Source organism: Neisseria sp. HMSC065D04 (assembly GCF_001815675.1).
In the GTDB taxonomy this organism is placed as follows: domain Bacteria; phylum Pseudomonadota; class Gammaproteobacteria; order Burkholderiales; family Neisseriaceae; genus Neisseria.
In genome coordinates, this window is record NZ_KV821492.1 from 36179 (window position 1) to 55068 (window position 18890).

General features: G+C 50.7%; 29 protein-coding genes and 2 tRNA genes (1 of these 31 cut by a window edge). 21 read left to right on the top strand and 10 right to left on the bottom strand.

The window, feature by feature from the left end:
* Positions 1 to 114 precede the first annotated feature (114 nt).
* The 4 genes from HMPREF3050_RS03250 to HMPREF3050_RS13195 form a co-directional block, all read right to left on the bottom strand.
* A complete protein-coding gene (locus HMPREF3050_RS03250; protein ID WP_070773429.1) occupies positions 115 to 546 on the bottom strand; it encodes a hypothetical protein in 432 nt (143 codons plus the stop codon).
* Complete coding sequence (locus HMPREF3050_RS03255) at positions 543 to 1049, bottom strand: helix-turn-helix domain-containing protein (protein ID WP_070679161.1); 507 nt, start codon at positions 1047 to 1049, stop codon at positions 543 to 545. The genes HMPREF3050_RS03250 and HMPREF3050_RS03255 overlap by 4 nt, the downstream gene beginning before the upstream one ends.
* A gap of 1 nt (position 1050) precedes the next feature.
* The gene (locus HMPREF3050_RS03260; RefSeq protein WP_070773430.1) at positions 1051 to 1425 is read right to left on the bottom strand and encodes a hypothetical protein; all 375 of its coding nucleotides are present in this window, start codon (positions 1423 to 1425) and stop codon (positions 1051 to 1053) included.
* 185 nt (positions 1426 to 1610) lie between these two features.
* Positions 1611 to 2078 (bottom strand): S24 family peptidase, encoded by a 468-nt coding sequence (locus tag HMPREF3050_RS13195; protein WP_246830215.1) that lies wholly within the window; start codon positions 2076 to 2078, stop codon positions 1611 to 1613.
* Between the two features lie 361 nt (positions 2079 to 2439).
* On the opposite strand from HMPREF3050_RS13195, the gene HMPREF3050_RS03270 reads away from it, so the two are divergent.
* Together HMPREF3050_RS03270 and HMPREF3050_RS03275 are read left to right on the top strand one after the other, a co-directional pair.
* Complete coding sequence (locus HMPREF3050_RS03270) at positions 2440 to 2649, top strand: Cro/CI family transcriptional regulator (protein ID WP_070773431.1); 210 nt, start codon at positions 2440 to 2442, stop codon at positions 2647 to 2649.
* On the top strand, positions 2646 to 2951 hold the full coding sequence (locus HMPREF3050_RS03275; protein ID WP_070773432.1) for a hypothetical protein: 306 nt from the start codon (positions 2646 to 2648) through the stop codon (positions 2949 to 2951). The genes HMPREF3050_RS03270 and HMPREF3050_RS03275 overlap by 4 nt, the downstream gene beginning before the upstream one ends.
* Here HMPREF3050_RS03275 and HMPREF3050_RS14540 read toward each other — a convergent pair.
* Positions 2935 to 3111, bottom strand: coding sequence for a hypothetical protein (locus HMPREF3050_RS14540; protein WP_168166252.1), 177 nt, complete (start codon positions 3109 to 3111; stop codon positions 2935 to 2937). The genes HMPREF3050_RS03275 and HMPREF3050_RS14540 overlap by 17 nt on opposite strands.
* A 68-nt stretch (positions 3112 to 3179) precedes the next feature.
* On the opposite strand from HMPREF3050_RS14540, the gene HMPREF3050_RS03280 reads away from it, so the two are divergent.
* The 6 genes from HMPREF3050_RS03280 to HMPREF3050_RS03300 are packed head-to-tail and all read left to right on the top strand — an operon-like array spanning position 3180 to position 7003.
* On the top strand, positions 3180 to 3494 hold the full coding sequence (locus tag HMPREF3050_RS03280) for a type II toxin -antitoxin system TacA 1-like antitoxin (protein ID WP_141758394.1): 315 nt from the start codon (positions 3180 to 3182) through the stop codon (positions 3492 to 3494).
* Positions 3472 to 3774 carry an ogr/Delta-like zinc finger family protein gene (locus HMPREF3050_RS03285; protein WP_168166253.1) on the top strand — a complete coding sequence of 101 codons (303 nt, stop codon included), beginning with the start codon at positions 3472 to 3474 and terminating at the stop codon, positions 3772 to 3774. The genes HMPREF3050_RS03280 and HMPREF3050_RS03285 overlap by 23 nt, the downstream gene beginning before the upstream one ends.
* 11 nt (positions 3775 to 3785) lie before the next feature.
* Complete coding sequence (locus tag HMPREF3050_RS03290; RefSeq protein WP_070773435.1) at positions 3786 to 4253, top strand: hypothetical protein; 468 nt, start codon at positions 3786 to 3788, stop codon at positions 4251 to 4253.
* 23 nt (positions 4254 to 4276) lie between these two features.
* On the top strand, positions 4277 to 4471 hold the full coding sequence (locus HMPREF3050_RS03295) for a hypothetical protein (RefSeq protein ID WP_070679150.1): 195 nt from the start codon (positions 4277 to 4279) through the stop codon (positions 4469 to 4471).
* A complete protein-coding gene (locus tag HMPREF3050_RS15110; RefSeq protein ID WP_283122376.1) occupies positions 4468 to 4602 on the top strand; it encodes a hypothetical protein in 135 nt (44 codons plus the stop codon). The genes HMPREF3050_RS03295 and HMPREF3050_RS15110 overlap by 4 nt, the downstream gene beginning before the upstream one ends.
* A 46-nt stretch (positions 4603 to 4648) precedes the next feature.
* The gene (locus HMPREF3050_RS03300) at positions 4649 to 7003 is read left to right on the top strand and encodes a replication endonuclease (RefSeq protein ID WP_070773436.1); all 2355 of its coding nucleotides are present in this window, start codon (positions 4649 to 4651) and stop codon (positions 7001 to 7003) included.
* A gap of 257 nt (positions 7004 to 7260) precedes the next feature.
* Here HMPREF3050_RS03300 and HMPREF3050_RS03310 read toward each other — a convergent pair whose 3' ends face one another.
* On the bottom strand, positions 7261 to 8283 hold the full coding sequence (locus HMPREF3050_RS03310; protein ID WP_070773438.1) for a phage portal protein: 1023 nt from the start codon (positions 8281 to 8283) through the stop codon (positions 7261 to 7263).
* Positions 8284 to 8292: 9 nt separating this feature from the next.
* Complete coding sequence (locus HMPREF3050_RS03315; RefSeq protein WP_070773439.1) at positions 8293 to 10122, bottom strand: terminase large subunit domain-containing protein; 1830 nt, start codon at positions 10120 to 10122, stop codon at positions 8293 to 8295.
* Positions 10123 to 10277: 155 nt separating this feature from the next.
* Between HMPREF3050_RS03315 and HMPREF3050_RS03320 the strand changes: the two genes are divergently transcribed.
* The 13 genes from HMPREF3050_RS03320 to HMPREF3050_RS03380 all read left to right on the top strand — a co-directional run bounded on the left by HMPREF3050_RS03320 (position 10278) and on the right by HMPREF3050_RS03380 (position 16954).
* Positions 10278 to 11081, top strand: a complete 804-nt coding sequence (locus HMPREF3050_RS03320) for a GPO family capsid scaffolding protein (protein ID WP_070773440.1) — start codon at positions 10278 to 10280, stop codon at positions 11079 to 11081.
* 19 nt (positions 11082 to 11100) lie between these two features.
* Positions 11101 to 12108: a phage major capsid protein, P2 family gene (locus tag HMPREF3050_RS03325; RefSeq protein ID WP_070773441.1), complete on the top strand. Its 1008-nt coding sequence runs from the start codon at positions 11101 to 11103 to the stop codon at positions 12106 to 12108.
* A gap of 107 nt (positions 12109 to 12215) precedes the next feature.
* The gene (gene gpM / locus HMPREF3050_RS03330) at positions 12216 to 12869 is read left to right on the top strand and encodes a phage terminase small subunit (protein WP_070773442.1); all 654 of its coding nucleotides are present in this window, start codon (positions 12216 to 12218) and stop codon (positions 12867 to 12869) included.
* A gap of 146 nt (positions 12870 to 13015) precedes the next feature.
* Positions 13016 to 13501: a head completion/stabilization protein gene (locus tag HMPREF3050_RS03335; RefSeq protein WP_246830216.1), complete on the top strand. Its 486-nt coding sequence runs from the start codon at positions 13016 to 13018 to the stop codon at positions 13499 to 13501.
* A 1-nt stretch (position 13502) separates the two neighbouring features.
* Positions 13503 to 13715 carry a tail protein X gene (locus HMPREF3050_RS03340; RefSeq protein WP_070773443.1) on the top strand — a complete coding sequence of 71 codons (213 nt, stop codon included), beginning with the start codon at positions 13503 to 13505 and terminating at the stop codon, positions 13713 to 13715.
* Positions 13716 to 13721: 6 nt separating this feature from the next.
* Positions 13722 to 14090: a putative holin gene (locus tag HMPREF3050_RS03345; RefSeq protein WP_070773444.1), complete on the top strand. Its 369-nt coding sequence runs from the start codon at positions 13722 to 13724 to the stop codon at positions 14088 to 14090.
* The gene (locus tag HMPREF3050_RS03350) at positions 14087 to 14461 is read left to right on the top strand and encodes a phage holin family protein (RefSeq protein WP_070679139.1); all 375 of its coding nucleotides are present in this window, start codon (positions 14087 to 14089) and stop codon (positions 14459 to 14461) included. Before HMPREF3050_RS03345 ends, HMPREF3050_RS03350 begins: the two co-directional genes overlap by 4 nt.
* Positions 14462 to 14471: 10 nt before the next feature.
* Positions 14472 to 15011, top strand: a complete 540-nt coding sequence (locus HMPREF3050_RS03355) for an NlpC/P60 family protein (RefSeq protein ID WP_070773445.1) — start codon at positions 14472 to 14474, stop codon at positions 15009 to 15011.
* A gap of 13 nt (positions 15012 to 15024) precedes the next feature.
* Positions 15025 to 15339, top strand: a complete 315-nt coding sequence (locus tag HMPREF3050_RS03360) for a twin transmembrane helix small protein (RefSeq protein WP_045074435.1) — start codon at positions 15025 to 15027, stop codon at positions 15337 to 15339.
* 53 nt (positions 15340 to 15392) lie between these two features.
* The gene (gene lysC / locus HMPREF3050_RS03365) at positions 15393 to 15650 is read left to right on the top strand and encodes an Rz1-like lysis system protein LysC (protein WP_070679137.1); all 258 of its coding nucleotides are present in this window, start codon (positions 15393 to 15395) and stop codon (positions 15648 to 15650) included.
* Positions 15647 to 15865 (top strand): TraR/DksA C4-type zinc finger protein, encoded by a 219-nt coding sequence (locus tag HMPREF3050_RS03370; protein ID WP_070773446.1) that lies wholly within the window; start codon positions 15647 to 15649, stop codon positions 15863 to 15865. Before lysC ends, HMPREF3050_RS03370 begins: the two co-directional genes overlap by 4 nt.
* A 12-nt stretch (positions 15866 to 15877) precedes the next feature.
* Positions 15878 to 16291, top strand: a complete 414-nt coding sequence (locus HMPREF3050_RS03375; protein WP_070773447.1) for a phage tail protein — start codon at positions 15878 to 15880, stop codon at positions 16289 to 16291.
* A gap of 51 nt (positions 16292 to 16342) precedes the next feature.
* Entirely contained in the window at positions 16343 to 16954 is a 612-nt protein-coding gene (locus HMPREF3050_RS03380) for a phage virion morphogenesis family protein (protein ID WP_070773448.1), read from the top strand.
* A gap of 295 nt (positions 16955 to 17249) precedes the next feature.
* Here HMPREF3050_RS03380 and HMPREF3050_RS03385 read toward each other — a convergent pair whose 3' ends face one another.
* The 3 genes from HMPREF3050_RS03385 to HMPREF3050_RS14760 form a co-directional block, all read right to left on the bottom strand.
* A complete protein-coding gene (locus HMPREF3050_RS03385) occupies positions 17250 to 18461 on the bottom strand; it encodes a tyrosine-type recombinase/integrase (RefSeq protein ID WP_070773449.1) in 1212 nt (403 codons plus the stop codon).
* 168 nt (positions 18462 to 18629) lie between these two features.
* Positions 18630 to 18720: transfer RNA gene (locus HMPREF3050_RS03390), tRNA-Ser, on the bottom strand.
* 94 nt (positions 18721 to 18814) lie between these two features.
* A tRNA-Leu gene (locus HMPREF3050_RS14760) sits at positions 18815 to 18890 on the bottom strand; it runs 134 nt beyond the window's last position.

An 18890-nucleotide genomic window follows, 5' to 3' on the forward strand; every position in this document is an offset into this window, starting at 1 on the left:
CCACCCTGCCGCTTGTCTCAAAATCCCGACAAATACCAAATTAAGACGTACACCCTTATCAGAAAGGTCGCCTGAAATATTTCAGACGACCTTTTATTGTTTTAAGAATAAAAACTATAAATTGACCTCGAAAGCCGCCAAAGGATAGCGGGTGCGGATGCCGAACTGATTCAGGATAGTGCTGATTTTGAAACGGACGGCTTGTTCGGTAAAGTCGAGCAAAATCCGCATTTTTTCAGGATTGCTTCCCATTTCAGTCAAATCCACAGGGGGATCGGAAATCACATCAAAAGCCGCCAAGTAAGCCATATTAATATCAATTAAAGGTCGTATGGCTTCGTCTGATTTGGACAGATATTGATAGACCGCCAAACATCTGACTTCGATAGCAGGGGCATTGACTGCCACCCTGAAGCCGTCAGCCTGAAGTTCAAGGCGTTCTTCAACATTCAAAATCGGCGCATCGCCGGAGACGGGGACGGCACGCAAACCGCCAGTGTCAATATTCAGATTTAACGGCGCGATGTCGGTCAGAATGATTTTCATACACCCTCCGCTTTCAAAGAGACCGAAATTTCCCTAAATTCGCCGAATTTGAGTTGCTCCTTATCATCTCGCAGGGTATTAATATCTAGAAGGGTATTGATATTTTGAAGGGTATTAATATCTCGAATGGTATCGACATCTAGAGGGATATTGATAAGCACAGCTTTACTACTGTAACTGAAATGCTCAAGCTCTTTTTTGATAGCGGCGTGTTTATCGGCGCAGTGCGGATCAGGAGCAAGGGACAAAGAAAAACGCAGTTCCATAGCCGTCGCAAAATCCGCGATGGTGTTCAATTCAAGATTTTTTTCAGACATCGACAGCGTTTTAGATACCGCAGCGGGAGAAATACCCAGCTTTTCCGCAATATCTTTCTGTCTGATTCCTTTGCTTTCCATGGCTTCGCGCAGCTGGTCAACAGCTTGGATATTCAAGTCGGTACGGTTATGTTTTTTGCGGAAGTCGAAACGTCCGAGCAATTTATTGAGTATCGGCATATTCATATCAAAAGCCTCCATTACGATTGTAAGAATCCATAATCAAGCGCATTTTATGATGGTCTTCACGGGTAAGTTTTTGAGTGTTTTTCTTGATGAAATGGCTGATGACCATATTGTTTCCGTCATGCCAAAAATAAGCCCGCAGGCTTTCGGGTCGGGCGGTTTTGACTGCCCAGAAAGGGAGTCCTTCACAGTTGAGCTCGAATGGCTCTATCAGCTTTTCACCATCGCAATAACGGATGATGCGAACCCAAAGCTCTTCCGAGTCTTCACCGCAAATACGCTCCGGCAGGTTTTCCCCGTCGAATCCGATTTGTTCGACAGCTTCGTCAGACAGGACGCAGCCGTACACCAAACCCTTATAAATCAATTCCGCCATAATAGTTAACTTTTAAGTTAATTACAATTGTTTTTTTACCATTGCCAAATCATAAATATCCCGAAAATCCAGCGGCAAAACCTTTCAAAATTTACCGTGTACCGTCAAACCGCTGAATTCGTTCAGGCTGACGACAGAGTTCGATTTCAGGTAACTCGGATTGGGCAGCCACCCTGCCGCTTGTCTCAAAATCCCGACAAATGCCATGCGCCGCGGACTTTGCCGCAGATGGTTAGTTTTTCCAACTTGTCGTTTTCGATGGTTTCGGTGCGGTATAGCGGGTTGTCGCTGATGACCAGCAGGCCGCCGCCGACGGAGGCTTGCAGGCGTTTGGCTTTTAGGCCGTCGGCGAAGGACAGGAGGTAAACGCCCTCGCCCTCGAATGAGCGCACGGAGGTATCGACGAAGAGTACGTCGCCGTCCTCGATGGTGCCTTGCATCGAATCGCCGCGCGCGGTGATGACTTGGATACGGGATAGATTGCCTCCGAGTTTTTCGCGCGCCCATGCTTTATCGACATGGACGAAATCGACGACCTCCGCCGTCTCGTTGTTGATGTATCCGTCGCCCAGCGCAGCGATAACGTCCAGCCGTTCGAAACGGATATGGTCGTCTGAAGGGTCGTCTGAAAGGTTTTCAGACGACCTATACATTCCTAAATCCTTCCTATACTTATCACCTAAACCATCTGCCAGCCATCGAGTAGAAAAGTTTGTCTTCTTCTCAAATGCCAATAACGGCTTTTTTCCTAAGCCAGTCTGCCCATTGAACCACTGCCCGACAAGACCTTTTGAGACACCTGCGAAGTCTGCCAAGTCCTGTTGAGTAATTAGACCGTGTTCATCCATCAATTCCTGAAGTCTGCCTTTCAAGTCCATCGCAAAAAAATCCCAGCTAAAAAATACTTAGTAAAAACAATGATTATTTAGAATTCTAAACTATTAATTGTTTAGTATGCTTGACTAGACAAGTTTAGGATTGTATAGTTCACTAAACTTTAAAAAGGAAAGAAAAATGAAAACAGACCAGCAAGTCAAGTTCATTAAAGAATTGGGAGGCGTTTCAGCAGTTGCAGAAATCTGCGGAATAACTCGGGGGGCGGTTTCTCAATGGCAGAAAAACGGCATTCCGAAAGCCCAAATGAATTTTCTAAAAGCAAAGTTTCCAGTGCAGTACAAACAAATTTCAGACGACATCAACCCCAATCAAGGAGCAGAAAGATGAAAGAAATCGTAGTGAAAGAAGATGTAGAACGCATGAATTTTGAGGCGTGGTGCAAAGTCCGAAACCACGAAGACCGCCTGAAAACCTTAGTTGATGATGATGGTGATGTCTACTACGACGATATCAGCATTGATTACGCATGGCAGGGATGGATTGCGCGGGCGTATGAATCGGCAAAAGCCGAGCAGGAAAAAGCCGCCATCAAAGAAGTTGTTCTGACAGCGGCTAGAAACTCAAGCCTACCACCGGAAAGCTTGGCAGATAACTTGATTCGGGCATTACGGCTTATTGAAGATGCTTAGATTCGATTTGCTCAAGTCGGTCGGCGAGGGTTTCAACGAATTCCGCAAGATGGATAGCCCGATCCCGACCATGAGCAAAATTGCCAAGTAAGGCGCTATTGCCGGACTTGATAATTTCGGTAGTCAGTTCAAGGGCTTTTTCATAGCTTTTTTGAGACATTTTAGTTTCTCCGTTGATGGTTACTGGAAATGACATTGTAACGGAGTGATGACAAAGCGGAAAGACGCTTGACCCGCCGGACAGTCGGCATCAACCAAAAAGGAAACGTCATGTGCCAATACTGTATTCACAAAATCGAAGACCATCGCGCCGCCGATGTGTATCCCGCCGCGCCGCGCGCGCCGTTCGGCGTGATTGAAATCGAAGCCTACGGCGAAGAGTTGGATTTACTCGAGCAGGCTGCCTTTGCCTCCGGCAAGTCTTTGTCTGCATTCGCCGCCGAGGCTGCGCTGGAATACGCGGAAATGTATCTGCGTGCGTTTGAGGCGGCATCGGCAGACCTGAAACGGAGAAATGAAAATGGCGCAGCGCAACATCAGTAAGGCGGAACACGGAAATATGCGGGTGCAGATTACCTGCCCTTGCTGCGGCAGCCGCTGCAAGGTAACGGCGAGTCGGAAGATGACAGACCGCGTCCGTTATAGCTCTGTGCAATGCCTGAATGCTTCATGCGGCTGGTCGGGCGTGGCGGCGACGGAAGTTATTAAAACCATCTCCCCGCCCAGTCCGCTGCATCAAAACCCTGCCTTGGTGCCGCCGCAGATGACGGCAGACGAAATCGTCGAACAGCACGGCGAAAGCAGTCAGAAAAATTTGTTGTAAAGGGAAAAAAAATGAACGGCGAAATCGTCCCGAAATGGGGATTCCCAGGGCGGCAGTCGCGTCTTTTCAAGACTAAAGCCCATGCTGATGCAATTCGAAATATCGGTGAAACGTTGGCAAGCAGTAAAACCAAAAACGCAAAAATCATGAACGGCTTGGAGCGTGACGCGTTCTTGGAACGAAATGCAGGCCGTCAGCCGTTGGCGGCTTACAACGATGCGGAAGTCGTCAGAAGTTGGCTGGTTACGCCGGAGCAAAGCAAGGCTCTGGAAGACAGTCAGAAGTTGATAAAGGAAATCGCCCGACTGGGCAATATGCTGAATCAGCAAAACGTAGTGTTCAGCTTGGGCTTGCCGGTTCTTCAGCTTTCCGAAGCCGTCCGACAGCTTGAAGCCATCGACGAAAAAATAGCCCGCGCCGCCTACGCCGGCAGAAAAATGAAAGTAAACCCTGTTTCAGACGACCTTAAGGCTGCCTGAACCCGACCCAACAAGGAAATATCATGAAAATCAAAATCCGCTACATCATCCTCGCCCTGATGCTCGCCGCCTCGTCTTTTATGCTTGGTTCGACTCACGGAAACATACCGAATCCGCCGCAAACGCTGCCTGAAACGGACGTTGTCCGCGCTTACGAATCGCCGACATTCGACCACATGGGCGGCGACGCTGAAATTCCGCAGGAGGTGGGGCAATGAGCATCATCGCAGTTATCGGCATTGTTTTTGCCGCCGCGCTCGGCGTTTGGCTCTATGTGGACTACAAAATCGAGCAGAAAAAGCTGGACGCGGAAATCGAAGAAAGAATTCAAGATTATTTAAAGCATTGAGACATAGGGCGGGCTGAAGCCCGCCACTTACTAGGCAGGACAAATCATGGGCATATCAATTCAAACAGCAAATGCAAAGGCGGCGCAGCAAGACTACGCCGCCAAAGCCTTTTTGCTGATTCCGCCCGTGTTGCGTGAAGGCTTTGAAAGCCTGAAACCTGCCGAGGCGTCAAAAGCGCGTTCGTTCTTTACCGATTTAGTCGTTCGTCAGTTGGACAGCGGCATTCAGCCCGCCGCCGCGCGTGTTCGCGCCGAAGACGGTCTGAAAACCCTGCTCGACAATCTGACCGTATTGCCGCCTGCCGTCCGTTCGGCAGGTTTGGATGCTTCGGACGACGACATCCGCGTCCTTGCTGATAGCGCAGCCAAGGACATCTATTTTAAAAAACGTATCGGCTGGAGCCTCGCCGGTCTGATCCACTATGCCGCCGCCGAATACGGCATCGATACCAAAAAAGTATTCAAGGACAAAATCCCCGAAGCCATCGAAGCCCGCCTGCAAGCCTCTAAATTCTGGCGTCGCCAGCTTCGCCGCATTTTCGCGCGCGCCGCCGAACGCTACCGCCGCGAGGATGGCTTTGTGTCCCGTAAAACGGGGCTTTATGCCTCTGATGAAGCGGTTTTCCGCCGTTTGTCTCAAAAGCGTCGCAATCTTGCCATGTTGCAAACCATGATTGCCATCAATGAGCTGGGGCAAGAGTTCACGCTTGAGGCTTTGTCTGAAGTCTCTGTATCTAATCCCGCCCTGCGTCGCGCCGAATTGATGGTGCGTATTCGCGGCTTCGAGGAAATCGCCCGTCTGAAAAACCACGTCGGCGAATTTTTTACGATTACCTGCCCTTCCCGCATGCACCGTATGCACCACTTTGGCAAGCCAAACGAGAAATTCAGCGGCGAAACGCCGTCGCAGGCGCAGGCATACTTAAATAAAGTATGGGGCCGTATCAATGCAGAATTAGGTCGTCTGAAAATCAAAATCTACGGATTCCGCGTTGCCGAGCCGCATCACGACGGTACGCCGCACTGGCACGGCCTTGTCTTCATGGAAGAGCAACACCGCCTTGCCTTCCGCCGCGTCGTGGCAAAACACGCTTGTCGCGAAAACCGCGAAGAGCTGGGTTTGAAATACTTGGCGACTGCGAAAGAAGCGGACGCGGAAGCCCGCCGAATCCAATCAAAAATCCGTGAAGAACAAGGCAGCGCGCCTACGCTCGCCGCCATCCGCGCCGGTCTGAAAACCGAGGCAAAATTCTGGGAATCCAAATATTTTAAATTTTGGAAACAAAGCCCCGCCTCTGCCCGCGTTGACTTTGAAGCCATCAACTGGGCGCGCGGCTCGGCTGCCGGTTATATCGCCAAATATATCGCCAAAAACATCGACGGTAAAAGTCAAAGCGGCGAAGGCTTGGGCATTGACTATGAGTCTGACGCGCTGTTGAGCATGGCGGAAACCGCCGTCCGCGTGGACGCATGGGCAAGTCATCACGGTATCCGCCAGTTCCAGCAAATCGGCGGCTGCCCCGTCACTATTTGGCGCGAACTGCGCCGAATCAACCCCGACGCTTCAGACGGCCTTTTAATGCTCGCCCAACAGGCTGCCGACATGGGCGACTGGATGCGTTTTACCGTCCTTTTGGGCGGCGAGTCCGTATCACGCAAAAACGTCCGTCTCGGACTGTACCGCGAAGAGGCGAAAGAGCCGAACTGCTACGGCGAAATTCCTGCCGACCGCATCATGGGCGTTTACGAAAAAGCCACAGGACGCGTCGAAATTTCGCGCGTCCATTCGTGGGTTTTGAAAAAAAACGGCGGCACCGCCGCCGCTTGGACTTGTGTCAATAACTCTACGAAAATGAAATTCGACCCCGAATCTGCGAAAAAATTAAGCAGCCGTCCAGCGGCGGCAACCCTGAACGACCTAGAAAAAACAGAATCCGCCGAATGGCTTATTTGGAAACACGGTTTTTCGGTGCAAAACGCCGTCGGTTTGGCAAACGCCGGATTAAGCCCGGAACTGGAAAACGAATATCAAAAAGACATGATTGATATGGCCAGCATCGAGGAACTGGGATACATGAGCCGCGAAACACGCGAAAAAATCGAAGCAGCAGCGAAAGACACCGCCATCCGTGGCGAAGCCGCCCGAAAAGAACAACGAAACTACCGCGAATACATCCACGGTATCGAGAAACTGCGCCGTCCGCTCGTCAGCGGACTGACCCCGAAAGAACCTGTTTTTGACTTCGCCGCCATCAAAGCCGCCGACGAAGCCAATATCCGCGCGAAGACGGTCCGCTACCAAAAACCGCAATACGACACCGTCGAAAGCGTTCTTAAATCCGCCCGCGCCGCCCGTGAAGCGTCGCAGGCAATGAATGACAAACTGATTAATAGAAACTGACCAATAGGAAAGGAATAAAAATGGGCGAATACATTACCCTGGACGAAGTGAAGAAACTATGGACGATACCGGGCAAAAAGCCGCCGTCCACGACAACCATTTGGGCGCGCCGCCGGGCGGGGCTGATACCGCAGCCGAAGTTGGTGGGGCGGGACAACCTCTATAAGCGGGACGAGGTAATTCGGATGCGGGACGAGTATTTCGAAAGATGACATGGATAATAAAAGGTCGTCTGAAACATTTCAGACGACCTTTTCCTATTTCCCGATACCGACCGTTGCCAAAGTGTACGGCTTAAATCTAAACACTTCCGCGCCGAATGCGTCGTTTGCTTCGAGAAACGCCGCCTGTATCGGCTCGATTTCATTCGCGGCGAACACTTCCGCCGCCGTCCGGGCATCGCCCAATCCGCCTGCTGCCGTCGGAACGACCCCCATTAATGACGGTGGGACGCGATGTATCGTCAGCATGTCTTGGGCAGACACGTTTTTAATATTCAGGAAATCGTCTTTGGCCGCCACCTCTGAAATCGGAATCAGTTTGATACCGTCGGACTTGCCGTCGGGCGAGCGCAGGAAGACATTGCGGAAATTGCCTTCGCGCTGCGCTTTTTTAAACTGGTCCTTGAGATTGTTCCAGTCGTCGTTGTTGATGTTGTTGTCGGTTGCGTACACGATAAAGCCTGCATGGCTGCCGTTGTCGTAGTAGCGGCGTCGGAAGGTCGTCGCCGAGCGGTTAAGCTCCGCCGAACTTAAGCCCGCCAAATAGTCGGGGATGCCGTAAACCTCTTGCACCAAATCGGGTTGCATCAAATGGATGACGTCGGATTTGGGGATAAAGTCAGCCGTCGCGATGACGTGCGACCGCAGGTAGAAGTAACCGTCTTTTTCGTATTTTTTAGACGACCGACGCATATAGACGGACAGGCGGTTTTTGAATCCCAAGACCTTGCCGAAGCGGTTGCGCTCCGCTGACAGATAGCCGTTGCCGGTTACGAGGAAATTAAATGCCAGCTTTTTAAATTCGGCGCGGCTCAAAAGCGCGGTCGGTTCGAATGTGGAAGTTAGGACGTTCAGTTTGCAATGCAGGGCGGACGAATGATGTACGCCGGCACGGAGCAATCCGATCAAGTCCTCTTGATTGACGGGCAGTTCGTAGTAATGGCCGTTGTCGGCGCATTCCCACGCCGCGCCGAGCCAAGACAAACGCTCGTCGTAACCCCAACTGAAAATCTCTAAATCTGTGCGTGGTTCATTGCCTGTCGAATTTAAATCAGACATAAAAATCCTTTAACTATCAATCTCAAAACGTCCGCTGACAACATTGTCCAGCGGCTCTTGATAAAACAACATCATCGCTGCCCAAGCCAAGTCGCCATGACTGGAGGCTTTGCTGCGCGTCGATTCGTAAGTGATGTTTCGTCCGCTGGCGGTAATTGCGCGGCGGACGGACATAAACGCCATCTGCAAATCGATTTTGCCCGCGTCCCACTCGATACGTTTGTTTTTGAGCAGGTTCTGCGTTTTTAAAACCATCATCCCTTTAATGTCGGGCGTGTAGGTCATGCCGATGGCGGGCGGGTAGAATTTTTTAACAAGGTCGTACACCGCCGCGCCGATACCGTTTGCGTCGATGACGATTTTGGTAACGTTGAATTTCTCGGTCATGCCGCGAATGATTTTCGCTTGAGATTCGAAGTCCGCCCCATTAATCATGTGTGTTTCCAAGATTCTGAATGGTTCGCCGTTGCGTTGTGGTGGAACGGCGACCACCAAGCCGGACGCGTCGCCGGTATAGCTCGGGTCGTATCCTATCCATACGGGGATATTTCCCGCCGGACGCATCATGTCAGGTTTGTACCAAGTCCAATCCCACGATTCGACACCGCAGGCTTGCAGGTCGGCAAAGTGAAACACGCCCTCGCCGTCAGGGACGAATTGACATTCAAAAAGCTGCGCAAACTTGTCGGGCGAGTTGCGCTGGCGCAGGTAATCAATATCGAAGAGGTTGCAGCCTGATTCCTGCGCATCATGAATCGTGACGATTTGCCGCCATTGCGCGTCGGCATCCTGACGACCATGTTTTAAAGCGGCGTGGCTCAAATCGAGCTTGATATGCTCTCTTCTGGGACGGCCTTCGTTAAACATCGCGCCCGACCAAAAACCATAAGCGGGGTGGCCTTCGGACGACGGCGTGGAGAAATAGGTCGTCTTCAGGTGCTTTTGACTTGCCATCGGCTCGGCCAGCGTTTGCAAACGCTCGAAGTCGGGAATCCAGAAATATTCGTCGACGTACAAGTTGCCGTTGCGCCCCTGTGCCGTCCGTGAATTGGTGCCTAAAAAATGCAGTTCCGCGCCGTTATGCAGCGAGATGGTATCTCCGCCTTTAAGCTCGACATCGACCATCTTGCAGAGGTTTAGGATGTATTGCTTGAACTGATACGCCTGCGCGCGGGACGCGGACAGGAAAATGGAGTTGATGCCCGTTTTTAGGCTGGTCAGGAAGGCTTCGCGGGCGAAGTAGAAAGTCGCGCCGATTTGGCGGCTTTTTAAGATATTTCGGAAACGGTGCGTCCGATAAATCTCGCCCCAATACCGCTGATAATCGAAACACTGCTCTTCGAAAATCTCTATCATGCGCTGCTGCTGCTCGGGCGCGATATAGTTTTTCGGCGGTTTTTCGACGGAGCGGGTGCGGCTGCGTTCGGTGCGCTCGGTGCGTTCACGCGGCGGACGGTCTATGGTCGGCACGCTGTCAAAAGGCGGCTTGTCTGCGCCGTCAAAGCGGTTGTTCGGAGGCGTTTCCAATTTTTCAGACGACCTTTTACTACCCTCCCCGCTCATTAGTGCGGAAAGCTGGCGCATTTCTTTGTAAACGCTGTCCGATTTGTTCGGGAGGTTGACGAGTTGGATTAAGCGCGCCTCAATAGAAGAGGCGACGCGCTGCATCGGCGTCCCGCCATCCCAGTTTTCACGTTGCTTCCAAGAATGCACTGTGGCGGGCTTCAGCCCCAAATGCCGCCCGATAGCGGTAATCTTCCAGCCCTGCCAGTAAAGAGAACGCGCCACAAGGCGCGGGTCTATATTCTGCGCGATTTCGATGTTCTGACGTTTTTCCATTAGCTCAAAAAATATCTTTAATCCCCCGATTTTCGGGCAAATCCGCCCGACACGCCCATTTAGCATGACTTGAAAATCACACGGAAAACCCCCGACGCTTGCCTCGCTCCGCGCAAATGACAAAATAAAGCGGACAAATATCACAGCAGGCAAAAATGGATAAATTCGCCCAATCAACCAAAGAAAAATTTAGCGACCGATGGTTCTGCATCGGCAAATCAGGTGCAACCGTTGATGGACGCACCATCGAATCCGCTGACCTCATTGCCGCTGCTGCCGCATATGACCCCGAGTTGTACGGCGCACGCATCAACTTGGAACACTACCGCCCATACAGCCCGAAAAACGACTATTCAGGCTTGGGCGACGTCCTCGAACTCAAAGCCGAAACGACCGACGGCGTGACCCGTTTGTATGCCCGTATCGACCCGACTGAAAAAATGCTGGGCTACATCAAAGACCGCGAAAAAGTCTTCACCTCGATGGAGTTGATGAAGCCGTTCGGCGATACCGGCAAAGCCTATTTGGTTGGTCTCGCGATGACCGACTCGCCCGCCTCGATGGGTACAACAATGCTCAAATTCCGACAAATTGCACCAGACGACCCTAATTTCACCGCTGCATACACACAAATGGAAAGTCAAGATATGCCCCAAGCCGAAACCCAACCGAAAACAGAGAAAAAAGGCATTTTTGCCGTCATTCACGACGCAATGTTCAGCAAAAAACCAGCCCCCGAACAACCAAGCCAAGAACCGCAAAAAATCGATTACAGCCAAGAAATTGCCGTCCTGACTAAAGAATTGGAGCAATCGGCGCAAATCACTGGAAAAATCGTCGAGGACTACGCGACATTGCGACAAGAATTCGAGGCCTTTAAAGCAAAAGTCGAATCGACCCCTGTCAATGCCGCCGACGCGCACACCGGCGCGACAACCGTCGCAGATTCCGAATATTGATAACAAGTAAAGGCGAAAAATGCACCCATACATTCAGCAATACATCAATGCCGTCGCAAAAGCCAACGGCACAACCGCCGCAGGTATTGCGCGACAATTCAACGTACAGCCCGCCGTATCTCAAAAAATGCGCGAAGCAGTACGTCTGCAATCTACTTTCTTGCAGAAAATCAACATCATCAGCAAAACCGAAATTGCCGGTTCCATCATCGGCTTATCGACTGGCTTGAACGCCTCTCGTACCGATACCAAAAACGGCGACGGCAGCGTCCGCCGCCAACCCAAGCCATATCACAACCTGAGCGACCGCCAGTATTTGTGCAAAAAAGTCAATTTTGACACTCAAGTCAGCTACGACGATATGGACTCTTGGAGCGCCCACCCCGAATACGTCAAGCTGATTAATAACCAGCTCGTCAAATCCAAAGCGTTGAGCCTGATTGCCATTGGCTTCAACGGCACGTCTGCCGCTGCGACCACCAACTTTGCCAGCAATCCGCTCTTGCAGGATGTTCAAAAAGGCTGGTTGCAACACCTGCGCGAAAATGCAGCGACAAACGTCATGGGTGGAACTGCGAATGCAATTGAAATCGGTACAGGTAAACCGTACACCTCAATCGACCATCTCGTTACCGACGTGATGGAAAACCTGATTGACGAAGAGTTCCACGACATGCCGGGCATGACCGTTATCTGCCATCAATCTTTGTTGTCTGAAAAATACTTCGCAGTCATCAAAGAAGCAGGTAATAAGGCAAGTGAGCTGCGTCCAGCCGACATCATCATGAGCGAAAAACGCTTGGGCGGTCTGCCGGTCGTTACCGTGCCATATTTCCCGAAAAATACCCTGCTGGTTACGCCGCTGGAAAATCTGTCGATTTACTTCCACAAAGGCGGCCACCGCCGCAAATTGGTGGACGAGCCTGAATTTGACCGCATCGCAGACTACCAATCGGAAAACATCTGCTATGTCGTCGAAGAGTATGGCGCAGCGGCTTTGGTGGAAAACATCAAAATCGCCAAATAGCAATCAGGCGCAAATCGTCTGACTGTATCAAAGGTCGTCTGAAACGAGCTTCACCCCGTATGGGTTGCGGCGATTGAGTTTCAGACGACATCACAGAAAGAAAAATAATGACACCCGCCCAAGCACATAAACAACAAGTTTTGGCCGAGCAAGCCGCGCAAAACGGAGAGGACATCAATGCCGCCGAACCGTACCGACGCTTGCTGGCTACCCTCAACGCCGACCGTGCCGTATTGAGCCAAATCAAAGCGGTTTCCGATAAGGTCCAAGCCAAAAAAGGCATGATTTTGAAATATCTGCCGTGGCTTGAAGACGTGTATCAAGCAGGGGCGCCGTCTGAATCAGACCCCGTCTTTACCACTGCACTTTTGTGGCTGATTGACATTGGCGACCTCGATACTGCCGTGCCGTACATCCTGTTTGCCATCAAGCATGATATGAAGGTGCAAGACGACTACCGCCGCGACTTGCCTGACCTGTTGGTCGAAGAGTTGGCAGAGCAATTTGCCACCGGTGCCGATTTAAGTCCCGAAAATCATGCTGAATTGCTCGCGCTCTTGAGCAGTACGGATGACGAGACAGGCATGCACACAATCAATTTGACGGACATAGTTCGCGCCAAATTTTTCAAAGCATGTGGCGAGCGTGCCGAAGAAGTCGGAGACGTGCAGGGTGCCGTAGGCTACTACGAATCCGCTTTGCAGTATTCCGACAAAATCGGCGTCAAATCCCGTATTGCCGCACTCAAAAAAACAGCTTGAAAGCTGAAATCTTCCCCCCGCCGGGCGCAAGCCTGCGGAAAGTCCTCCCGATTAATCGCGGACGGCCTTATCCGTAAAAGCCTCTGCGCCTCTATTCCGAAGCCCGCCTGAACATCGGGCGGGCTTCTTCAGTATGGATACAAAACATGACGATGGTTTTCGCCGATAACCCCGACCAAGGGCGGCAGGAATTCGACCAATCCGAAATCCGAAGCATTCCGTTTTTTCCCGTTATTGACTTAACAAACTTCCGCGAAGTCATGCGGATAGAGGCGAACATATCCAGTTCGCGCGTATATCACGCTGCCCTTGAAGCCGTCGCACATGTCAACGGACAGCTTAAAAAATACCGTATTTCAGCCGTTCAGGTAGGCAAATCCACGCTTGCCGAAACTGGCGATTCAGACGACGTTATCAACGGCGAGTCCGTGAAAACCATCCACTACCGCCGCGCCGTCTATTGCTATGCCAAATCCCTACTGTTGGAAAAATACGCGGATACGGAACCATCAGGGAAAGCGGGCGAACGTGCCGAAATGAAGCAAAATCAGGCGGAGGACTACCGTCGCGAAGCCCACTACGCGACCGCCGCCGTCATGGGCGAAAGACGCTGCGATGCAGAATTAATCTGAAATGGAATACATAACGCAAGAAGGCGACACCGTCGCAAATATCGCATGGCGGCACTATGGCACATCGGCAGGGCATACCGAGCGCATCCTGACCGCGAATTACGGCTTGGCCGCCTACCCTGCCCTGCTGCCCGCCGGCATAAAAATAAGGCTGCACGAAGCAGCGAAAAACGAAGAAATACAAGAAAAATCTACCCTGAACCTATGGGATTGAAACGTTATGACCCACGATAAAACCACCACCGCCGTCAATGCCGCTGTTATCGTCATCGGAAGCTACCATGTCCATGCCTCCGTCGCGTTCGGCGCGCTAATCGGCGCATCCCTGTTTGTCCTAAGCCAAAAGGCAGAACGTCCGATCAATAAGGCTTGGTTGTTTGCCGTGTCCTTTGTTGGCGGTATTTTTGGTTACGACGGAGCGGAAGACATTGTTAACTGGCTGCTCCCGGGCGATGAGTTACACATCAATAGCTTTACTGCTGCCGCCCTCTTTTCTGCCGGTTTGGTATTGGGATTGCAGCGAATCATGCGCCTGATTGACCAAGGTTGTCTGAAAAACACGGAATTGGAAGAGGAAAAAGAGGTATGAATACCGTCCAAACCACCGCCATCATTGCTTTATCCCTGACCGCTGCCCTGAGAATCATCATGTTTGACGCGCGCGGCAAGACGCATAAGCCGTTGAGTGCGGCAATCGCCTATCTGTCTATCGTGTGGTTTTGCAGTCTCGCACTGGCCGCCGCCTTTGCCATCGAATCTCTCACAACATGGCTACTGATTTTCGGTCTCGCCCTGCACACGGGTGCAGTGTTATGGAGCGGCGGAAACGTCAGCAAAATTAACCCGAAAAAAACCCGACCTATCGCCGCAAATCAAGGATTTTTGAAACGACAGGCGGTAAGCCAGTCATCGAAAAACCTGATGCAAGAAGGTCGGACAACATCTGAAACACACAATTAAAGGAAAAAATATGACTGAATTGCCTTGGATGGCGGAAGCCCGCCGGCACCTCGGATTAAGAGAAATCGTCGGTGCAAAACATAACCCAATTATCCAGTCTTGGCTCAAAGAGATGGGAAACTTTCCCAATGCTGCAAAAGCGTGGTACGCAGACGACGAGACGCCTTGGTGCGGTCTGTTTGTCGGGTACTGTCTCGGCAAAAGCGGGCGCGCCGTCATCAAGGATTGGTATCGTGCAAAGGCATGGTCTGAAGCAGGTCTAACCAAGCTTTCTAAACCTGCCTATGGCTGTATCGCCGTGAAATCCCGCAAAGGCGGCGGCCATGTGTTTTTCGTTGGCGGCAAAAACGCCAAAGGGCAGATTATGGGATGGGGCGGTAATCAGGGCAATGCCGTATCAATCGTGCCGTTTAACGCCGCCGACATCGATGGCTACTACTGGCCGTCTAAATTGGTTGATGGTAAGCCGGTTAAATCGTTCCCGTCAGAGGAGCGTTATAACCTGCCCATCGTTACCGGCACTGCGGCAGCAGGCGTGAGCGAAGCCTAGGAAGGGAGATGATATGAAAACAGCTATTGTTGTTGTCGTGTCTTATATCCTGACCGTTGCCGTCCTCGGATATGGCTTGATGTACATGCGAAAAAGCAATAAGGCACTGACACAAACAGTCGCCGCGCAGGAAGCCGCCATCAAATCAAAAGACGCAACAATCAGGATTTATAAAGCCCGCGCCCAAAGCTTGCAGGAGCAGGTAAACCAAATCATGAAGGTGCAGGCTGAAAAAAACAGCCAAGTCGAAGCAGCACTGACTAAGCATCATGAATGGTCGTCTGAAAAACTGCCCGAAGATGTAGCCAAAACCATCAATAAAAAATAACAGCGGGGCGCATGATTGCGCCCTTTTAAACATCAAACTATGAAAGATAAAACATGAAACGTCTCTCTGTTCTCGTCGCAGCCATTGCCCTTACTGCCTGCACCCATAATCCACCGGTATCTGTACAGGCTGCCGAGTCATGCCCGCCGGTGCCGAAGTGTGAAGCCTACCCGCCCGAAGAGATTACAACCAATGCGGACATGGTTCGCGCCTTGATTGCCTATCGCTCGGCGTTTGAACAATGCCGCCTCTATCGCGACGCTTTGTCAGCCTGCCTCAAAGGCGATGAAGAAGGGAAAGCTACACCATGACCGACATCATTGACCAAGCCTGCGACTTAGAGCAAAAAATGCGCGAATTCTGGCTGTTGCGCCAAAAGGAACAAGAATCCGCCGCGCCATCCGCCCAAGAGTGTGAAGAGTGCGGTGAAATCATTCCCGAAGCGCGTCGAGAAGCAGTACCGGGTTGCTGTTTATGTATTGACTGCCAACGCATCGAAGAACAGCGACAGCGGTTTACAAAATAAGGTCGTCTGAAAATGGAAAAACCAAAAAGCCTGCGTCTTGCCATACAGGAAACGTTGCCGGAGTTTAAAGCCGCCCCTGACCGTCTGCGTATGACGGTTTTGTCGGGGCAGATTATTCCGAAACGAAATACATTGAGTTATGAAGCGAAGTACACGCTCAATATTTTTATTCAGGAGTTCCATCGCGATCCTGCGTATCTTTTTTTGATTGTGAATAAGTGGCTACAAGAAAATCAACCGGATATTTTGTGTCCGGGTGCGGACGCATCATCACGCGCCTTTATTTTTGAAGCTGAACCGATAGAGTCAGACGTGTGGGATGTGATGATAGAGCTTAAATTGACTGAGACCGTCATCGCTGGACTTGATGATAATGGTTTGGTCACATACAAAGTCAAGGCGGAGCCGCCGAGACAGGCTTTTTAGGCATCAATGCGGGGCGCAATCATGCGCCCTTTTTGCTAAAAGGATAAACAAATGCAAGAATTGGAAGAGTTTGTCGCGCAAATCCGCCATCTGTCACTGCAACTCAAGCCGTCTGTCCGCGCCAAACTTTTGCGTACAATCGCAACCGAACTGCGCCGCCGGAACCGCGAACGGATTCGGGCAAACGTGGAGCCTGACGGCAATCCAATGGCTAAGCGGCAGGGCGACCGCTTTATGTTCCGCCGCATACGGGATGGCGAAGGGCTGAACGGTCGACCGTTTCGTTTTTTCGGGGAAAAATACGGTGACAACTACACAGGGCGCATCGCATACAGCCGGACGGAAAACGGAAAAGAATTAGTTCGGTTCGAGGGAGAACGCGGACTGTTGGGATTCCGACGAGAATATTTATACCTGAAAACGTCGACAGCATCCCGAATGGCAATGTTCCGACGTCTCGGTGCCGCCCGCTGGCTGCGTCAAAAGGCAGATGCCAACCGCGCGCAAATTGGTTGGTTCGGCGGTTCAGCGGCAGCCATTGCCACTGAACACGAAGATGGTAATTCCGGTAAAAACCTACCATCGCGCCTGTTATTGGGATTGCCGAAAGAGGATTTGCAATACGTCACAGACCAGTTATTACAAGCCCTAAAAATCGATTGAAAAAAGCCGTCTGAAAAAAATCAGACGGCTTTATTATTGTATTTTAAAGGCGGTGCATAAATCAGCATGAAAATGCATAATCTTGCATAAAAACGCATAAAAAACCAGTACCCCAAAAAAGCCGAAAATCCCATGAAACATAAGGATTCCCGCCTACTCTATCGCTGCATAAAAAAACACACCCCCGCAAAGCCCGCGGGCGTGGAGGGGGAGCGCGCGCCGCCCGTCGTCGCAGGGGCGGCAACACAAAAAAAGGTCGTCTGAAATGTTTCAGACGACCACATAGCGAATAACATCATTTAGTGCGATAACGGTCGCGAAGAGCCATGACATCGCGCCCTAAGTTCTCGAGCATCTCCAGCCGCTCGTCTAAAAGTTCGGAGCGATCATAGGCGCGTTCTGTTTTGTCGGATATCCCGTGAGAAAGTAGCATCTCTCCGACATCTCTGCGGATTTTATAAACTTCGCGCAGGTATGTTCGCGCCAAACTTCGGAGGCCGTGCGCCGTTGTGTTAAGTCCCATCTTGGAGCGTAGTTTTATACGAACAGTTTCGGAGGACATGGGTTTAGCGAATCCCGCGCCCTCAAACAAATAAATACCGTTCACATTAAGGCGGATAGCCTCGAAATAAATAGTTTTCAAAGCCGAACTCAATGGAACAATATGCGGGCGTGTCTTCATTCGTTCGATAGGTATTTCCCAAATGCCTGCCTTGAGATTTATTTCTGACAGTCTAGTCCCTGCCGCTTCAGACGGGCGCGTCATGCTCAACAGTTGCCAGTAAATTAAAAGCCGCGCTCGGTCTCCAATATCTTTTGATGTTTCGAGGCGTTCAACTAAAAGGGGGAGTTGGTCGAATCGCAAAGCATCGAAATGACGTTCGGGCGGTTTGTCAAAAACCTGCTTGCCGATGACCGCAACAGGATTCGAAGGGATAGAGCCGTCAGCAACAAAATAATCAAACATCAGCCCCAAGTTACCTTTTACCCGCCGCAGATACTCCAACGCCTGCCGCTGCTCCATCTTGCGCAACACCGCGACAACTTCCGCCGTCGTGATTGACCGAATATCGCGCCCCTTGAATGTCGGCAAGACATTAAGCTCAATCGCAGCCAAGACCTGCTCCGCATAACGGGGATTCTTCCCTGTCCCCTGTTTGCCCCCAGACTTGCGCCATTTGTCAAACCACCGCGCCAAACAATTTTCAAACCGATATGCTGCGGCTACGTCGTCTGAAATCAATTTGGGATTTATGCCCTTTTTAATTTTAGACAATATCTCCTCCCGCCAAGCGCGAGCATCTGCTAACCCGAAGCGGGGGAAAAGTCCTAAAGTCATCGTGTCCATTTTCCCATCGGCTCGGCGGTATTGTAGCCGCCAAGATTTAGTACCGGACGGCAAAACCCATAAAGCCAGCCCGCCGCCGTCGGAAAGTTTATAAACCTTGTCTTTGGGTTTGGCGGTTTTGATTTGAGACAAGCTCAAAGGCGTTACGATTTTAGGCATGTGTTACTCCTTGTTGATAACACATAAAATACCATAAAAAAATCAAAAAAATCTGTATGTACTAGAAATAGATTTAAAACATACAAATATAAAAAATGGCTAAGTCTTTGATAACTTAGCCATTTATATATAGATTTAAAAGTGATGAAAAACTTTTAAAAAAGTAATTGGCAGAGAGGAAGGGATTCGAACCCTCGATACGCTATTCACGTATACACGCTTTCCAGGCGTGCGACTTAAACCACTCATCCACCTCTCTGTGGAATCAAACATATTTTGTCGTCTGATATTGTAGCTTAATCAGACAAATAAATCTATTCAATAAAAAATCCGGATAAGCCGGATAATTGATTTGGTGCCCAGGAGAAGACTCGAACTTCCACACCCGTGAGGATACTAGCACCTGAAGCTAGCGCGTCTACCAATTCC

Excerpts from the sequence above, each read along its gene's own strand:
- lysC (WP_070679137.1), top strand. The coding sequence starts at position 15,393 with ATGAAACGTCTCTCTGTTCTCGTCGCAGCCATTGCCCTTACTGCCTGC.
- HMPREF3050_RS03250 (WP_070773429.1), bottom strand. The coding sequence starts at position 546 with ATGAAAATCATTCTGACCGACATCGCGCCGTTAAATCTGAATATTGAC.
- HMPREF3050_RS03385 (WP_070773449.1), bottom strand. The coding sequence starts at position 18,461 with ATGCCTAAAATCGTAACGCCTTTGAGCTTGTCTCAAATCAAAACCGCC.
- HMPREF3050_RS03310 (WP_070773438.1), bottom strand. The coding sequence starts at position 8,283 with ATGTCTGATTTAAATTCGACAGGCAATGAACCACGCACAGATTTAGAG.
- HMPREF3050_RS13195 (WP_246830215.1), bottom strand. The coding sequence starts at position 2,078 with ATGTATAGGTCGTCTGAAAACCTTTCAGACGACCCTTCAGACGACCAT.
- HMPREF3050_RS03275 (WP_070773432.1), top strand. The coding sequence starts at position 2,646 with ATGAAAGAAATCGTAGTGAAAGAAGATGTAGAACGCATGAATTTTGAG.
- HMPREF3050_RS03335 (WP_246830216.1), top strand. The coding sequence starts at position 13,016 with ATGACGATGGTTTTCGCCGATAACCCCGACCAAGGGCGGCAGGAATTC.
- HMPREF3050_RS03290 (WP_070773435.1), top strand. The coding sequence starts at position 3,786 with ATGAACGGCGAAATCGTCCCGAAATGGGGATTCCCAGGGCGGCAGTCG.
- HMPREF3050_RS03285 (WP_168166253.1), top strand. The coding sequence starts at position 3,472 with ATGGCGCAGCGCAACATCAGTAAGGCGGAACACGGAAATATGCGGGTG.
- HMPREF3050_RS03355 (WP_070773445.1), top strand. The coding sequence starts at position 14,472 with ATGACTGAATTGCCTTGGATGGCGGAAGCCCGCCGGCACCTCGGATTA.
- HMPREF3050_RS03350 (WP_070679139.1), top strand. The coding sequence starts at position 14,087 with ATGAATACCGTCCAAACCACCGCCATCATTGCTTTATCCCTGACCGCT.
- HMPREF3050_RS03380 (WP_070773448.1), top strand. The coding sequence starts at position 16,343 with ATGCAAGAATTGGAAGAGTTTGTCGCGCAAATCCGCCATCTGTCACTG.
- HMPREF3050_RS03340 (WP_070773443.1), top strand. The coding sequence starts at position 13,503 with ATGGAATACATAACGCAAGAAGGCGACACCGTCGCAAATATCGCATGG.
- HMPREF3050_RS14540 (WP_168166252.1), bottom strand. The coding sequence starts at position 3,111 with ATGTCTCAAAAAAGCTATGAAAAAGCCCTTGAACTGACTACCGAAATT.
- HMPREF3050_RS03260 (WP_070773430.1), bottom strand. The coding sequence starts at position 1,425 with ATGGCGGAATTGATTTATAAGGGTTTGGTGTACGGCTGCGTCCTGTCT.
- HMPREF3050_RS15110 (WP_283122376.1), top strand. The coding sequence starts at position 4,468 with ATGAGCATCATCGCAGTTATCGGCATTGTTTTTGCCGCCGCGCTCGGC.
- HMPREF3050_RS03370 (WP_070773446.1), top strand. The coding sequence starts at position 15,647 with ATGACCGACATCATTGACCAAGCCTGCGACTTAGAGCAAAAAATGCGC.
- HMPREF3050_RS03360 (WP_045074435.1), top strand. The coding sequence starts at position 15,025 with ATGAAAACAGCTATTGTTGTTGTCGTGTCTTATATCCTGACCGTTGCC.
- HMPREF3050_RS03315 (WP_070773439.1), bottom strand. The coding sequence starts at position 10,122 with ATGGAAAAACGTCAGAACATCGAAATCGCGCAGAATATAGACCCGCGC.
- HMPREF3050_RS03295 (WP_070679150.1), top strand. The coding sequence starts at position 4,277 with ATGAAAATCAAAATCCGCTACATCATCCTCGCCCTGATGCTCGCCGCC.
- HMPREF3050_RS03320 (WP_070773440.1), top strand. The coding sequence starts at position 10,278 with ATGGATAAATTCGCCCAATCAACCAAAGAAAAATTTAGCGACCGATGG.
- HMPREF3050_RS03345 (WP_070773444.1), top strand. The coding sequence starts at position 13,722 with ATGACCCACGATAAAACCACCACCGCCGTCAATGCCGCTGTTATCGTC.
- HMPREF3050_RS03300 (WP_070773436.1), top strand. The coding sequence starts at position 4,649 with ATGGGCATATCAATTCAAACAGCAAATGCAAAGGCGGCGCAGCAAGAC.
- HMPREF3050_RS03255 (WP_070679161.1), bottom strand. The coding sequence starts at position 1,049 with ATGAATATGCCGATACTCAATAAATTGCTCGGACGTTTCGACTTCCGC.
- gpM (WP_070773442.1), top strand. The coding sequence starts at position 12,216 with ATGACACCCGCCCAAGCACATAAACAACAAGTTTTGGCCGAGCAAGCC.
- HMPREF3050_RS03375 (WP_070773447.1), top strand. The coding sequence starts at position 15,878 with ATGGAAAAACCAAAAAGCCTGCGTCTTGCCATACAGGAAACGTTGCCG.
- HMPREF3050_RS03325 (WP_070773441.1), top strand. The coding sequence starts at position 11,101 with ATGCACCCATACATTCAGCAATACATCAATGCCGTCGCAAAAGCCAAC.
- HMPREF3050_RS03270 (WP_070773431.1), top strand. The coding sequence starts at position 2,440 with ATGAAAACAGACCAGCAAGTCAAGTTCATTAAAGAATTGGGAGGCGTT.